This is a genomic window from Nocardia vinacea (assembly GCF_035920345.1).
Lineage (GTDB): Bacteria > Actinomycetota > Actinomycetes > Mycobacteriales > Mycobacteriaceae > Nocardia > Nocardia vinacea_A.
The window spans coordinates 893,744-908,866 of the sequence record NZ_CP109149.1 but is presented as its reverse complement, the minus strand read 5'-3'; the positions used below and the strand labels follow the sequence as shown (position 1 = coordinate 908,866).

Sequence of the window (15,123 nt, the reverse complement as noted above, 5' to 3'; positions counted from 1 at the left end):
CCACCATCGCACCCGGTTAGCACCCAGGAGGCCAACCATGTCGCACCACGACGATCCCCTCGCGCCCGCCGTGCAGACCGCCAATGACTGGCTCCGCGCTATCGCCGACAGTCTCGATACCGATGACCGCGCCTTCGCCTACCGGGCACTGCGCGCTTGGCTGCACACCGTGCGCGACCGCATCAGCGTCAGTGGCTCGGCCCATCTGACCGCGCAATTGCCCGAGATCCTGCGCGGGGCCTACTACGAGGGTTGGGTGCCCAGCCACGTGCCGGTCCGGCATGGCACCACCGAATTTCTCAGGCAGTTCGCCAGGGAGTCGGGCATCGACGAGGACGAAGTCGGTCCGGTCGCGGGCGCGGTCACGGTGGCATTGTCGGAGCTGTTCTCCCCTGGACAGTTGGACCGGATCTTCGCGGTCCTGCCGATGCAGCTGTACGGCCTGCTGTGCGGTGCGCGAATGGCCGTCGACGAATCACTGATCGAGTGGCGAGCGGTCGCTGAGGAGCAGGCGGTCCATCCGGTCGCCAGTCTCGAAGACCGCGTCCAGGCGCTCGGCGACGCCGTTGCCGTGCTGGCGCGAGGCCTCGAACGGCTGCCCGCCGACGAACCCGACAGCGACCGCTCGACCCAAGCAGCCCAGCAAGCACACCGCATTCTGCTCGCCGAAGGTCTGGCCGGCGCCGAGAAGCAGGACCGCTGACATGCTGCGTGCAACGATCCCACTAGGTCGGGTTGCGGGCATTCGAGTCGGCGCGCACTGGTCTACGCTGGTCACCCTCGGACTGTTCACCTACCTCCTCGGCCGGTCGCTGGCCGATACGCACGGGAACTCGGTAACGGTCTGGCTGGTCGCCGCGATGGGCGCGGTCGGTCTGCTCGCCACACTGCTGGGTCATGAACTGGCGCACTCGATCGTCGCGCGCCGCCGCGGCACCCGGGTCGAACGCGTCGTGCTGTGGCTACTCGGCGGCGTCTCCGAACTCGGTGACGAGCCGAAAGATCCGCGCTCGGACCTGCGCATCGCACTGGCCGGACCGCTCACCAGCCTCGGGATCGGCGTCATCGTGCTTGTCGTCGCGAACCTCGTCGCCATCCTGGTGAGCGGACCGGTGCCGGAGATGCTCGGCTGGCTCGGCGCGATGAATATCGTGCTCGCTGTTTTCAACCTGCTGCCCGGCGCGCCACTGGACGGCGGCCGCGTACTGCGCGCGCTGATCTGGCGGCGCACCGGCGACCAGCTGCGCGCCACCACCGTGGCCGCGCACAGCGGCCGGATCCTCGGATTCGGTCTGCTCATCCTGGGCGGCGCCGAGATGCTACTGGTCGGCAATGGCGGTGGACTCTGGCTGATGCTGCTCGGCTGGTTCCTCTACTCGGCCGCCAATGTCGAGCTCGCCGCCGCCGGGCTGCGACATCGGCTGGGCGACACCCGGATCCGCGACGTCATGACCGAACACCCGCTATCGGTTCCCGCGGCCTGGTCCATCGAGGACCTGTTGCGCTCACAGATCGTGCATGCCGATCACCGGGTATTCCCGGTCATCGACCCGGAGGGGCGGCCGGTTGGAGTGCTCTCCTGGTCCGATCTCACGGTATTGCCCGCCGCGGCACGCGCCAGCACCGCGGTGCGCACCCTCGCCCGCCCACTGCCGCCGACAGCCCGAGTGTCCGGCGACGAATCGCTCAGCACCGTGGCGGCCAAGGTGGTCCTGCGACCCGACTTCGACGTCATCACCGCGATCGACCCACACGGCCGACTCATCGGAGTGGTCACCGCGACCGATCTCACGCTCGCCGTCCAGCGCAGCGCGCTCGGCCTGCCCGCCCGCCGACCCGAACGGTTTCGGCCACCGAATACCGCACTCTGACAAGATAATTCGGCCCTTCGCGGGTGATAGGAGGCTTTCGATGAGCCCTACGCAAGTCGAGCAGGCAACGCCGCGGCCGATCTTCCGGGATCGGCACGAAGCGGGCCGAGTGCTCGCCGGTTTACTCGAACACTATCGCGGGGATCCGGATGTCCTGGTACTCGGACTGCCGCGCGGCGGTATTCCGGTCGCCTGGGAGGTCGCCGCGGCGCTGAATGCACCGATGGATGCATTGGTCGTGCGCAAACTCGGTGCCCCCGGCCATCCGGAGTTCGCGATCGGTGCACTCTCCACCGGCGGCCGTATCGTCCTCAACGACGATATGGTGCGCGCACTGCGGCTGAGCGCCGATCAGGTGCGCCGCATCGCCCGCGACGAGGCCCAGGAGATGCTCAGGCGAGAGGCCGCCTATCGCGCCGACCGCGGCCCCATCGAGGTGTCCGGGCGGACGGTGATCCTGGTGGACGACGGATTGGCCACCGGCGCGAGCATGTTCGCGGCCATCGAGGCGATCCGGGCAGGCGAGCCGAAGCGGATCGTTGTCGCGGGCCCCGCCGCGCCGGAGTCGACCTGCCGGGAACTCGGTGCCTCGGTCGACGAAATGGTTTGCGCGACAATGCCTTCGCCGTTCCGCGCGGTCGGCGAATGGTTCTGGGACTTCACCCAGGTCAGCGACGAGCAGGTGCGTACTCTGCTCGGCTTCTCGACCACCGGCATCGCCGTTCCGCCCGTCGACACCGCGGCGACCATCCGCGCCGCCGCCATCGACGCACCCGACGGCCTCCCACCCACTCGGGTGCTCGAGGAACTCATCGGCGACGCCCGGTTCGTGCTGATCGGCGAAAGTTCGCACGGCACACACGAGTTCTACCGGTCCCGCGCGGCGATCACCCGCTGGCTGATCGAGGAGAAGGGCTTCACCGCGGTCGCCACCGAGGCGGACTGGCCCGATACCTACCGGGTGAACCAGTACGTGCACGGGCGCGGCAACGACACCAGCGCCGAACAGGCGCTGCGCGGATTCGAACGATTCCCGACCTGGATGTGGCGCAACACCGAGGTCCGCGAATTCGTCATCTGGCTGCGCGCGCACAACGCCGAACAACAACGCGACAACCAAGTTCAGACCGGCTTCTACGGTCTGGACCTCTACAGCCTGCACCGCTCGATGCAGGAGGTCGTGGACTATCTCGACCGCGTCGATCCGCAGGCCGCGCAGCGCGCCAAGATTCGCTACGGCTGCTTCGACCACGTCGCGGGCGACGACGGCCAGGCCTACGGATTCGCCGCCGCCTTCGGCGCGGGCAAATCCTGTGAGGCACAAGTGATCCGGCAACTGCTCGAACTGCAGCGCGTCGAGATCGCCCGCGGCGAACTGGAAGCTTCCGGCGCCGACGAACAGTTCAACGCGCTGCGCAATGCCTGGTCAGTGCGCGACGCCGAAGCCTACTACCGAGCCATGTTCGGCGACCGAGTGTCCTCGTGGAATCTGCGCGACCGGCACATGGCCGACACCCTCGACGCACTCGCTACCCATCTGGACCGCTCCGGCGGCCCCGGAGCCCGAATCGTGGTGTGGGCGCACAACTCCCACGTCGGCGATGCCCGCGCCACCGAACTGGGCAGCGAAGGCGAACTCAACCTCGGCCAACTGATCCGCGAACGCCACGGCGGCGCCTGCCGCATCATCGGCTTCAGCACCTGCTCGGGCACGGTCACCGCCGCGCAAGATTGGGGCGGGCCCGCCATCCGCGAAACCGTCCGCCCCGCACTGCCATCCAGCATGGAAGAGCTGCTACACGACACCGGCAACCCGGAATTCCTCCTCCGTATGGACATTCCAGGCGAAGCCACCGACCTGCTGCGCCAACCGCGCCTACAGCGTGCCATCGGCGTGGTCTACCGTCCCGGCACCGAACGCCAGAGCCACTACTTCCACACCCGCCCCGCCGACCAATTCGACGCCCTCATCCACATCGACCGCACCACCGCGCTGGAGCCGCTGGAACCCAGCGGCGAATGGGTCACGGGCACGATCCCCGAGACGTACCCGTCCGGTCTGTGACGAACTACCGGTGCAGCATGTTCGCGATGACCGTGCCGAGTCGACGGCGAGCGACAGATCTGCGCCTCGCCGTCGCCGGTGTGCTGCTGATCATGCTGTGCGCCCTGGCCACCGGGTCCGCCGCGCTCACGCGCGTAGACCGCGTGCTCGGCACACGGCTCCCCGGCGACGGGTCCATCGGCCCTGATCCGGGAGCCGTACGCCCCTGGTCGCGTCGTGGGCTCGGTCAGGACAGTGCAGTTGCACCGACGAAAGACCGACGACGATGACGGCTGAGGCGACACGGACCGAGGCGACACCGGCTGGCGTGACACCGGCCTCGGTATCCCAGGCCACGACCGCGGCCGACATCCCACCCCGGGCCCGAGTCGTCGAGCGGCACGCGGGCGATGCCGTCCGAGTCGTGCTCGGCCTTGTGGCACTGACCATTTCAGCGCTGGTGGCCCGCCATACCGAGGTGCCACAACTCGAAGTCGACCTGTTCCGGATGATCAACGACCTGCCCTCGTGGGTGGCGCCGGTCCTGTGGGGCATCATGCAACTGGGCACCATCGGCGCGGTCGGCCTCGCGGCGGGCGCGGCGCTGGTGGCGCGGCGGTTCCGGATGGCCCGCGACATCGCCGCGGCGGGCGTGCTCTCCTATCTGCTCGCGATCGAGGTGAAAACGCTTATCGGTCGCGCGCGACCGGATGTCCTGCTCAACGAGCTGAACTTGCGCACGCACCAGGGTGGACTCGGCTTCGTCTCCGGGCATGCGGCGGTCGCGGTAGCTATGGCGGCTGCAGCGAGCCCGTGGCTGCCCCGGCCCTGGCGGCGCGTCGTCTGGGCGCTTGCCGGAGTGGTCGCCCTGTCGCAGGTCTTCGTCGGGGCGCATTTCGTGCTGGACGTTTTCGGCGGTGCGGCGCTGGGTTGGACGGTTGCCGCCGCGCTGCACCTGCTCTGGGGCGCCCCCGTGCACCGCGCCGAGGCACCCGCGGTGCTGCGTGCCCTTGCCGCCGCCGGATTGCGCCCGGTGCGGGTCATCCCCGCCGTCCTCGACCCGCGCGGGTCCCGTCCGTTCTACGTCACCACCGAGACTTGCGAGCTGTTCGTGAAATGGATCGACTATCACGAACGCAATGCCGATGTGCTGTTCAAACTGTTCCGACACCTGATGTTTCGGGAGGTTGAGGACGAATCGCCGTTCGCGACCCCGAAACAAGAGGCCGAACATGAAGCGTTCCTGACTCTGCTGGCGCAACGCGCGGGCGTGCGCACGCCGACGATCGTCTCGGTCGGCGCCGCCGCGAGCGGTGACGCGTGGATCGCCGAAGAACGCGTTCCGAGCCGCAATCTCGCTCGCACGGTGTCCGGCCCGATCTCCGACGAATCCCTGTGCGATATCTGGTGCCAGATCGCGCTGTTGCGCGCAGCCCGCATCGCCCACCGCGATCTGCGCCTGGCCAATATCCTCATCGACGAACAGGGCGCACCGTGGATCGTCGATTTCGGTTTCGGCGAATCCGGCGCCTCCGACCATCGGCTCGACGCCGACGTCGCCGAACTGCTCGTCTCGATGAGCTTGAAGGTCGGTCCGGAACGTGCGGTTGCGACAGCGCACATGGTGCTCGGCACCGACGCGTTGACCGGCGCGGCGCCCCTGCTCCAGCCGCTGGCCGTGGCCACCCGCAGCGCGACCCGGCGTCAGCCTCGCCTGCTGCACGAACTGCGTGCCACCATCGCGGATACTACCGGTGTTGCGGCCGTCGCCCCGGAGGTGCTGGTGCGGTTCCGTTGGCGCACCCTCGGCTGGATCGCCGCGACGATCTTCGCGACCTACGTGCTGCTACCGCAAGTCGGTCAACTCGGCACCACCATCGCCACCCTCGGCGACGCGCAATGGCAATGGCTGGCCGGTGCCTTGGCGATGTCGGTGGCGACCTATGCGGCGGCGGCGCTGGTGCTGATGGGAGCGAGTCCTCGCCCGCTCGCATTCGGCCGCACGATGAATGTGCAACTGGCGACCTCGTTCGCCAACCAGCTGGTGCCCTTCGGCATCGGCGCTACCGCGGTCAACGAACGCTATCTGGAACGTTCCGGGATGACCAGGGCCACCGCCGTCGCCGCCGTCGCACTGACTGTCGCCTCGGGTGCGATCCTGCATGTCATCGAGCTCGCCGGAGCGGGGGTGTGGCTCGGCCGGACCCGACTGCTGCTGAGCGCCGCACTGCCCAGCGGCTGGGTACTGCTCATCGGCTTCGTGGCCGTGATGACCGTGCTCGGCGGCGCCGTCGCGCTGCTGCTGTGCCGCCCCGACCAGCTCGCCCAGGTGCGGAACGCCGCCGGTTCCATGGCCGATGTGCTGCGCAAGCCACGACGTGCCGCCATGTTGATCGGCGGCCAAATCGGCGAAAACGTCGCTTACATTGCGGCCCTGGGTTTTTCAGTACAAGCATTCGGCGGACACCCGTCCGCCGCCCTGGTCGCCGCCGTCTTCCTCGGCGGGTCGGCGTTGGGCGCGGCCAGCCCGACCCCTGCGGGCCTCGGAGTGATCGAGGCCGCCCTGGTGGCCGGTCTCATAGTGGGCGGCGTGCCCAGCGCTCCGGCGGTCGCCGGTGTCCTCGCCTACCGGTTGGCGACTTTCTGGATCCCCGCCGCAATCGGGTTCGTCTCCCTCAAATCCCTGCAGCGTCAACGGATGCTCTGAGGTGAGGCTCCCGCCCCGTTGTACAGCGGGCTGGAGCAACGCGACTCATCCCCCTCGCCATCACCGCCCGACCCCCGCGCTCACCAGAATCGAAAAGTCATCGGGAAGTGGGCCGTTCGCAAAGGACCGCCACGTCCTCGCCGACGGCGTGGTGGAGGGCCACACGCGAAGGCCACACCGATCCACCCTTGAGCCACCGCGGCAGCCGCGCACGGACCCAAAGCCGTCTTACCCCAGCCCGAGTCTGCGAATAGACCCCCAACTGCTGCAGGCGGCAGGTGACCGTCAGCCCTTGCGCACCACGATCATCGGGCAATCGACTGTGTGTAACAGGGCGTTGCTGGTGGAGCCGAGGACCATGCTTGCGAATCCGCCGCGGCCGTGGCTGCCGACGACTGGCAGTTGGGCATTTGCCGACTCTTCGAGCAGCGCTCGAACGGGCCTGTCCAGCTTCAGGATGCGTAACACGGGCACGTCCGGGTACCGGTCGCGATAACCGCCCATGTTCTCGGCCAGCAGCGCTTGCTCGGACTCACGCGCGGCCTCCCAGCCGGAATGCGGCAGATCGATGCCGCTGGCATCGCTCCAGGTGTGCAGCGCCGTCAGCCCGACCTTGCGGCGCGATGCCTCCTCGAACGCGAGCTCGATGGCGGGCACGCTATTGGGTGACCCCTCGACGCCGACCAGGACGGGTCTACTCGCCGACACCGGATCGATGGCCGAATTCCCTTGGATGACGGCGACCGGGCAATGCGCGTGATGGGTGACCGCGGTGCTGACCGAGCCGAGCAGTCCGCGGTGGAAGGCGCCGATCCCGCGGCTGCCGACGACGATCATCCTGGCCTGCGCCGAGTGCAGGATCAGGGTCGGGATGATCGATGCGAAGATCACCTCGGTGGCCAGGTCCAGCTCCTCGCCAGGGGCGGCCTGGTGTGCCACGCGGGTCGCTTCGGTGAGGATCCGCTCGCCGTCGCGGCGCAACCAGTCGATGTCTGCCTCGTTCAAGGTCCGGTCGGGACCGAAGTCTGGGACCGCCACCGAGGTGAGAAGGCGCAGCGGGCAATGGTGCAGCGCGGCATCGACCGCCGCCCAGGCGACCGCCTGATATGAACTGGCCGAGCCGTCGACGGCCACAATGATCTCCGGCACTGTGGAATTACCCATGGTCGTTCCCTTCATTGCCTGTCCTCTGTGATCGGGCGGTTGAGATTTCGCCATTGCTGGTCCCACTGCACCCGACGGCGACGCTCGAGCAGCCATACGGTGCCCTGCAGCAGCAGCCATGCAACGACCCAGGTGCCGTTCAGCACCACGACACCGACTCCGATGCCGGTCATCGCGGCGACATTGGGCGGCCGTGGTGGGCCTGTCGGAGCGCCGTCGGGTCCCAGCCATACGGTCACGTGATCACCGTGCACCGCACTGCCGCGCACCCGCACCGTCGCGATACCGGGGCGGCCATCCTGGAGCCACTGCACCCGCGCCTCGAGCAGATGCGACGGCGTGCGCTGGGGTTCTTCCGTGATCACTGCGCTGACAGCGGATTTCGCCGCGTTCTCGGTGCGGATCCTGGCGGCGGTGTCGGTGTAGGCAGTCGTCCCCAGCGCTGCGGCGATCGGTATCGCGACGACCACGGCGACCGCGACCATGATCCGCAGCATGGCCTCGAGCCGATCCAGCGGCCGCAGTAGGGGATTCGGGCGCCACGGTCGCAGCCACCACAGCCGTAGCAGCGGTGACCACGTGCCACGGATCGGGAACACCGAGTCCTGCGACATCACCAGTCACCTTCTTCCGGTGGCATTTGCCCTGACTCGAGCATTCCGCGTGGGCGAGTGCGCGGGCAGGGAAGAAGGTCATCGCTCCCCAGGGTCTACCGACCTCGCTTTCTCGTCCGCTTGGTAGGCCGCGATCGCGGTCGGCAAGGTCGGGTACAGGTGGTCCACGCCGATCTTCGCGGTCAGCCCGGCCGCATCCAGATCGTCGCGCAGATCCGCCTTGACCCGTGCCATCGCGAACACGATGCCGCGCGCCACCAGATCCGCGCGCAACTGCTCGACCGCGTCGAGCGCCGTGAGATCGACCTCCACATTGGCCTCGGCATTGAGGATGAACCAGCGCACCGACGTCCGGTCTCGCTCATCCCATTGCTCGACCGCGGCCAGCGCCCGATGCCGGAAGTCTTCCGCATTGGCGAAGCACAGCGGCGCGTCGTAGCGGTAGATCACCAATCCGGAAACGGGTTTCGCCTCCGGGTAATCGTCGATGTCGTGCATGCCCGCCAGCCCCGGAACGAAACCGAGAACGGCATCGTGGCCCCGCGCCACGCGACGCAGCAAGTCGAAGATCGACAGCGCGATCGCTACCAGCACGCCGTAGAGCACACCCAGTGCGAGCACCGCGACGATCGTGCCGAGCGCCAATACGAGTTCACTGCGCCGGAATCGAGCGATCCGTCGGAACTCGGCGAGGTCGATCAGCCGCAATGCGGCGTAGATGACCAATGCGCCGAGCGCCGCCGTCGGGAATCCGGCGAGCACGCCGCGCGCTCCGAGTAGCACTGCCAGCACACTGCCAAGGGCGACAAGGGAATACAGCTGGCTGCGGGCACCCATGGCGTCGGCGATGCTGGTGCGGCTACCACTGCAGCTCACCGGAAATCCGTGCAGCGCACCAGCGGCCAGATTGGTGGCGCCGAGCGCGGCGAGTTCGGCATTCGCCGCCACGTGCCGACCGTGCCGGGCCGCGAATGCCCGTGCGGTCAGAGCATTATCGGAGAAGCCGACCACGGCGATACCGATGGCGGGCAATATCAACTCGGCGATATCGGTAGTCGCGACCCCGGCAAATCCCGGCACCGGCAGTCCGGCCGGAATCGACCCGACAACCTCGATGCCATAGCGTCGCAACGAGAACACCACCACCGCCCCGGTGGCCAGCAACACCGCGAGCAGCGGGCCGGGCACCCGCGGCGCACGCCAGGCAAGCAGTAACAGCACGGCCAGCACGGCCACGCCCAACACCAGCGTCTGCCAGTGCCACTGCCCGGCGTGCGCGGCGAACGAACGCAGTTGCGCGAGAATGGATTCCCCGGTAACCGGCACCCCGGTAACCGGCCCGAGCTGGCCGACGATCATGATCACGGCGGTACCCGCCAGATACCCGACCAGCACCGGCTTCGACAGCAGATCGGCGAGCACACCGAGTCGCGCCACGGCCGCCACCCAGACAGAGCACACCGACTAACAGGGCCAGCATTGCCGCCAGCGCCGCATACCGATCCGGGTCACCGAGTGCCAATGGCGCCAGTGCCACCGCCGTCATCAGGGCCGTGGTCGACTCGGGCCCCACCGACAACTGTCTGGAGCTACCGAGCAGCGCATATACCGCCAACGGTCCGACAGCCGCCCACAACCCGACAACCGGCGGCAGTCCGGCCACGGTCGCATAGGCCATCACCTGCGGCACCAGATAGGCAGCCACCGTCACACCGGCGAGGACATCGGCGCGCAGCCGAATCCGGTCGTACCCGTCGAATTGCCGCAAACCTGGAAGCAGACGTACCAGCATCTGTTCAGCATGACGCGCTTGCACGGGCGGGACAGCCGAAGGTCACCAATGGATTGTTCGAACCGATCGACGGCCAAAGGTCCTTCGGCAAACGGCGGTTCGGCACTGTGCAGGGTCGATGCTCGTACGTAGCGTCGAGGTCGAAACAGGTTTTCGAAGGTCGAGGCATAAAGGTCACTGAGGACGACCAGGTCGTGGTCCAGGCGCTGGCCGCGGCCGCTGACATAGCCATCGCCCGCCTATATGAGCAGCCCCGGATCCGCCAGTAATGGCTGGAAGCCAATCGCGATGTGGCCACCGAACTGCTCGCGGGCGGCGAGCCGGGCACCGCCCTCGAGTTGGTCGCCGACCGGGGGTTGCGACTCACCCAGTCGGCGTGCACCTTCCTCGCACTCCCCGAGGATCCCGAAGTCCCAGTCGAGGAAGGATGTCACCGAACTGGTAGTGGTCGCCGCAGCGGGCGCCGGCGCCGAGGAGTTGATCGGCGAGCGAATTGCGCGGGGCGAGGGCGGGTACGGTGTTGAGCTGGTCGGCGCCCCTACCCTGAGCGCCCCTGCGCTGCTTGCCGTCCACGATGGCATGAATTGTCTTTATGCCCTGTGGTTGGGGACCAACGACAGCCGTGCCCGGCCAGTGCGGATTCCTAATGTACGGGTAACGGGATCTTCGGAACCGAAGGGACACCGCGCTCATGACTACCTCGAACAACGATGATCCGCACCGACTGACCTCGGCCGAAGTGGTCGTCGGCGTCGACGGTTCCGAAGCCTCCGACCTCGCCGTCCGCTGGGCCGCCGAAACGGCCTCGCAACGGCAACGCCGACTCCGCATCGTGCACGGCCTCGATCTCGCCTCGATCGGCGCGCTGCCCGGCGTGCTCGAGAAGATCCGCCGACGCGGCCAAGACTACGTGCTGACGGCCCAGCGCCTGGCCCATCGGGTCGACTCCGCCCTTACCGTGGAAACCGAAGTCTCCCAGGCAAATCCGGCCCAGCTGCTGATCCACCGATCCGAAGCCGCGCATCTTGTCGCGATCGGCGCGGCGGGCACCGCTGGAACACTCACCCACCTCGGCTCCACCCTGCTCGCGGTGACCAACCACGGCCACGGCGCCATCGTGGTAGTCCGCGACGCCAGCACCGAACAGCAGACCCGCGACATCGGTCCCGTCGTCGTCGGCGTGGACGGGAGCCCGGTCAGCGAGGCCGCGGTGGCGGTCGCGTTCGCCGAGGCGGACGAGCGTAAAACCCAACTCGTCGCGGTCCATGCCTGCGGCGAGCTGTACCTCGACATCTTCATCCCATTGCCCGACATCCGCTCCGACCGCGACATCGAAAATGCAGGACAGGCGCTCCTTGCTGGACAGCTCACGACATGGCACGCGAAGTACCCGAACGTCCATGTCATCCGCAAGGTGTACCTATCCGGGCCCCGCCGACCGCTGCTCGACTGGTCGAAGTCCGCTCGACTTCTTGTGGTCGGCAGCCGGGGCCGCGGCGGATTCCGCGGACTGCTGCTCGGCTCCACCAGTAACGCGCTGGTGCAGACCGCGCAGTGCCCCGTCATGGTCGTCCACCCGCAGTAAGCCCCGCTCCTACAGGAAGGTAGCGACAATCACATGTCTGCCAACTTCATCAACCCTCCCGTCGTGGTCGGCATCGACGGCTCCGAAACCGCGGCCGAGGCCACCCGCTGGGCCGCCGTCGACGCCGTCCACCACCGCGCGCCCCTGCACATCGTGTACGGCATCGCCGCCCCGGTCGACTTCGGACCGAACATCGCGTTCAGTGAGATCGACTACGACATGTACCGACAAGAAGGTGCGGCCGCCGTCGCCGCGGCGAGCGAGTTCGCCACAGCGGCCGCCGCACCCGTCGGTGACCTCGACATCACCACCTATGTGGCCGAGGCACCACCGATCCCCGTCCTGCTCGACCGCTCCAAAGACGCGCGCCTCCTGGTCGTCGGCACCCGCGGCCTCGGCGCGTTCCGCCGCGGCATCCTCGGCTCGGTCAGCACCGCCGTCGCACGGCACGCACACTGCCCTGTCGCGGTCATCCCCGAACCCGAGAACTACACACCGGATCGGCTGCTCGGCCCGGTGCTGGTCGGTGTCGACGGCTCCACCTGCAGCATCCACGCCATCGAAGTCGCCTTCGATGAGGCCGCCCACCGCGATGTCGCGGTGCGCGCAGTACTCACCTGGTCCGAATTCAACCGCTACATCTCCCGCGCCGACATGCAGAAAGAGGCCGAGAAGCTGCTGTCGGAAAGCCTGGCCGGTTACGCGGAGAAGTATCCGGACCTCGAAATACAGCGCGTGGTTGCCGAGGACCGACCGACCAGACGCCTACTCGACGAATCCGGAAACGCCCAACTGATCGTCGTGGGCAGCCACGGCCGTGGCGGCTTCGCCGGTATGACCCTCGGCTCGGTCAGCCAAGCCGTCCTATACGCCACCGATTGCCCACTCATCATCGCCCGCCCGCAGAACTCAGCGGCCGTGTCCCGGTAGTGCGGGAAGACCCCGGAGCCCCCAGCCAGAGATCCGGGAGTCTTCTCCTGTACGCACTCGCACGTCACCGTTGTGCGTTCAGGGCGGCGTCCAACAGCACTCGGCGTTCCGCGGTGGCGACGGTGCGGCGGACCGTGTCGATCGCGTCCGGGTTGACCGAGATGGAGGTGATGCCCATGCGGACAAGGTGTTCGGCGAAGTCGGGACGGGTGGAGGGCGCTTGGCCGCACAGCGAGCAGGTGATGCGGTGGGCGCGGGCGGTCTGCACGATCTGTTCGATCGCCGCCAGCACAGCCGGATCGGCCTCGTCGAAAACCTCCGCGCACAACTGCGAATCACGGTCTACGCCGAGGACGAGCTGAGTGAGGTCGTTGCTGCCGATGGAGACACCGTCGATGCCGAGGCCGATGTATTCCGGTAGCCAGTGCACGACCGAGGGGACCTCGGCCATTACCCAGCGATGCAGGCCGCGGGCCCGTCCGAGCGGGCTGGCATCGACGAGCTCCAGGCATGCTTCCAGTTCCCAGCGGGTGCGCACGAACGGAATCATCAAGTGCACGTTCGGGTTCTGTTCGCGCACCCGGGCCAGCGCGGCCAGCTCGAGCGCGAACATTTCCGGCTCGCGGATGTAGCGGAAGCAGCCCCGATATCCGATCATCGGGTTGTCCTCCACCGGCTCGTACTGCTCGCCGCCGGTCAGTCCGCGGAATTCGTTGCTGCGCAAGTCGGTTGCGCGATAGATCACTGGGCGGGGCGCGAAGGCGCAAGCGATCCCGCCGAGCGAGTCCGCCATCCGGGTGACGAAGTGTTCCTGCTCACCGCGGGCGATCAGGTCGTGCGGGTGCCGCCCGCCGAGCGCGCTGGTCAGCAGGAACTCGGCGCGAAGCAACCCGACGCCGTCCACGTCCTGTGCCGCAACGGCTTCCGCGATATCGGGCATGGCGAGATTGACGTAGATCTTGGTGGCGGTGGTGACCGTCGTCCGGGGCGCAACAGCCGCCGCGACGGCACGGACCGGCTGGGAGACCACGCCCGCGACGACGCGGCCCCTTGCGCCGTCGACGGTGACGATCTGCCCGTCCACGAGATCCTTTGTCGCAGTGCGGGTGCCGACTACGCAAGGCACCCCCAGTTCCCGGGAGACGATGGCGGCGTGACAGGTGACGCCGCCGCTGTCGGTGACCAGTGCCGCGGCCTTGCGGATGGTCGGCACCCAGTCCGGCGTCGTCATCTCGGCGACCAGGATCTCTCCGTCGTGCAGCAGATGTCCCTCGGATGGTCCGGCAAGTACCCGAACGGCGCCACTGGCCACACCCGGTGCGGCGGCCAACCCTGTCACCATCGCCACTCCGTCGCCACTGTCGGCGTGCGGCGCTTGCACCGTACCGAGGGTGGTGATCGGGCGGGCCTGGACCAGCCACATCTGGTCGCCCGCGATCGCCCACTCCGCATCTTGCGGTGCGCCGTAGTGTTTTTCGGCTGCCATGGCGAGCCGGGCGATCCCGCGAACTTGCTCATCATCGAGTACCCGCGCCTGGTCGTCCGCATCGACCTCGATGGTCCGGTCGCCAGTTCCGTCCACGCCGCGGACGATCGCGAAGCCCTGTTTTCCGGTGTGCGACTCCAGAATTCGCAGATCTTCCTTGGCGAGAACGTAGTGGTCGGGCTCTACGGCTCCGGAGACGACGACCTCGCCCTGCCCGCGTGCCGCCTCGATCACGATCCGGCTCTGGTCTCCGGTCCCAGGATCGGCGGTGAACGCCACCCCACTGCGTTCCGCCGCGACCATCACCTGCACCACGACGGCCATGGCCGGTTCACCGGTGAACTTCCGTTCAGCGCGATAGGTTTCGGCACGCGGGCTGAACAGAGATGCCCAGCAGGAGCGCACCGCCTCGACCACATCCGCGGCGCCGCTCACGTTTGTCGCTGTCACATTCATCCCGGCGAACGAAGCGGAAGCGCTGTCCTCCCCGGTGGCCGAGGAACGAACCGCGACCAGCGCGGGCCCCGCCTCGCTGCCGAGTCCGTCGTAGGCGTGCACAATCTGTTCTTCGAGGTCCTCGGGCATGCCCGCCTTGCCCACCAGCGCCCGCAGCCGATCACAGTGCTGGGCGAGTTCGGCTTGGTCACCGACGGCACTCAGCGCGGCACGATGCTCCGCGGCCAGATCATCGGCCACCCCGCTGCGGCGCATGGCTTCCAGATAGCCCGAGCGCAGCACGACGAACGCTGCGGGCACGGGCAGCCGCGCAGCGGTCAGCTCCCCCAGATTGGCGCCTTTTCCGCCCGCCTCGACCTCGTCGGCCAGTCCGATAGCGGCAATGTCACGTACAAAGTCCATGCCTCGACTGTGCGCGGCAGCCGGGTCCGGCAGCGAGAGGACAATGCCGACCGACCGGCGGACGAAAGTCCT

General features: G+C 67.9%; 11 protein-coding genes and 1 pseudogene. 7 read left to right on the top strand and 5 right to left on the bottom strand.

Annotated elements, in window-relative coordinates; translation table 11 throughout:
* Positions 1–37 precede the first annotated feature (37 nt).
* Genes OIE68_RS04325 through OIE68_RS04305 form a run of 5 tightly spaced genes read left to right on the top strand, consistent with a single transcriptional unit; the run spans position 38 to position 6,622 of the window.
* Entirely contained in the window at positions 38–703 is a 666-nt protein-coding gene (locus tag OIE68_RS04325; RefSeq protein ID WP_327098101.1) for a DUF2267 domain-containing protein, read from the top strand.
* A gap of 1 nt (position 704) precedes the next feature.
* A complete protein-coding gene (locus OIE68_RS04320; RefSeq protein ID WP_327098100.1) occupies positions 705–1,871 on the top strand; it encodes a site-2 protease family protein in 1,167 nt (388 codons plus the stop codon).
* Between the two features lie 40 nt (positions 1,872–1,911).
* Entirely contained in the window at positions 1,912–3,936 is a 2,025-nt protein-coding gene (locus OIE68_RS04315) for an erythromycin esterase family protein (protein WP_327098099.1), read from the top strand.
* Between the two features lie 26 nt (positions 3,937–3,962).
* On the top strand, positions 3,963–4,205 hold the full coding sequence (locus OIE68_RS04310; RefSeq protein ID WP_327098098.1) for a hypothetical protein: 243 nt from the start codon (positions 3,963–3,965) through the stop codon (positions 4,203–4,205).
* The gene (locus OIE68_RS04305) at positions 4,202–6,622 is read left to right on the top strand and encodes a lysylphosphatidylglycerol synthase domain-containing protein (RefSeq protein WP_327098097.1); all 2,421 of its coding nucleotides are present in this window, start codon (positions 4,202–4,204) and stop codon (positions 6,620–6,622) included. The genes OIE68_RS04310 and OIE68_RS04305 overlap by 4 nt, the downstream gene beginning before the upstream one ends.
* A gap of 285 nt (positions 6,623–6,907) precedes the next feature.
* Here the strand turns inward: OIE68_RS04305 and OIE68_RS04300 are convergent, their stop codons facing one another.
* From OIE68_RS04300 to OIE68_RS04285, 4 genes and pseudogenes are all read right to left on the bottom strand, one after another.
* A complete protein-coding gene (locus OIE68_RS04300; protein ID WP_327098096.1) occupies positions 6,908–7,801 on the bottom strand; it encodes a universal stress protein in 894 nt (297 codons plus the stop codon).
* On the bottom strand, positions 7,798–8,400 hold the full coding sequence (locus tag OIE68_RS04295) for a hypothetical protein (protein ID WP_327098095.1): 603 nt from the start codon (positions 8,398–8,400) through the stop codon (positions 7,798–7,800). The genes OIE68_RS04300 and OIE68_RS04295 overlap by 4 nt, the downstream gene beginning before the upstream one ends.
* Before the next feature lie 78 nt (positions 8,401–8,478).
* Positions 8,479–10,192 (bottom strand): annotated as a pseudogene (locus tag OIE68_RS04290) (SulP family inorganic anion transporter).
* Between the two features lie 239 nt (positions 10,193–10,431).
* On the bottom strand, positions 10,432–10,626 hold the full coding sequence (locus OIE68_RS04285; RefSeq protein ID WP_327098094.1) for a hypothetical protein: 195 nt from the start codon (positions 10,624–10,626) through the stop codon (positions 10,432–10,434).
* A 257-nt stretch (positions 10,627–10,883) separates the two neighbouring features.
* On the opposite strand from OIE68_RS04285, the gene OIE68_RS04280 reads away from it, so the two are divergent.
* Positions 10,884–11,777 carry a universal stress protein gene (locus tag OIE68_RS04280; protein WP_327098093.1) on the top strand — a complete coding sequence of 298 codons (894 nt, stop codon included), beginning with the start codon at positions 10,884–10,886 and terminating at the stop codon, positions 11,775–11,777.
* A 33-nt stretch (positions 11,778–11,810) separates the two neighbouring features.
* The gene (locus tag OIE68_RS04275; RefSeq protein WP_327098092.1) at positions 11,811–12,707 is read left to right on the top strand and encodes a universal stress protein; all 897 of its coding nucleotides are present in this window, start codon (positions 11,811–11,813) and stop codon (positions 12,705–12,707) included.
* 64 nt (positions 12,708–12,771) lie between these two features.
* Here OIE68_RS04275 and ppsA read toward each other — a convergent pair whose 3' ends face one another.
* Positions 12,772–15,051, bottom strand: a complete 2,280-nt coding sequence (ppsA, locus tag OIE68_RS04270) for a phosphoenolpyruvate synthase (RefSeq protein WP_327098091.1) — start codon at positions 15,049–15,051, stop codon at positions 12,772–12,774.
* Positions 15,052–15,123: the final 72 nt, after the last annotated feature.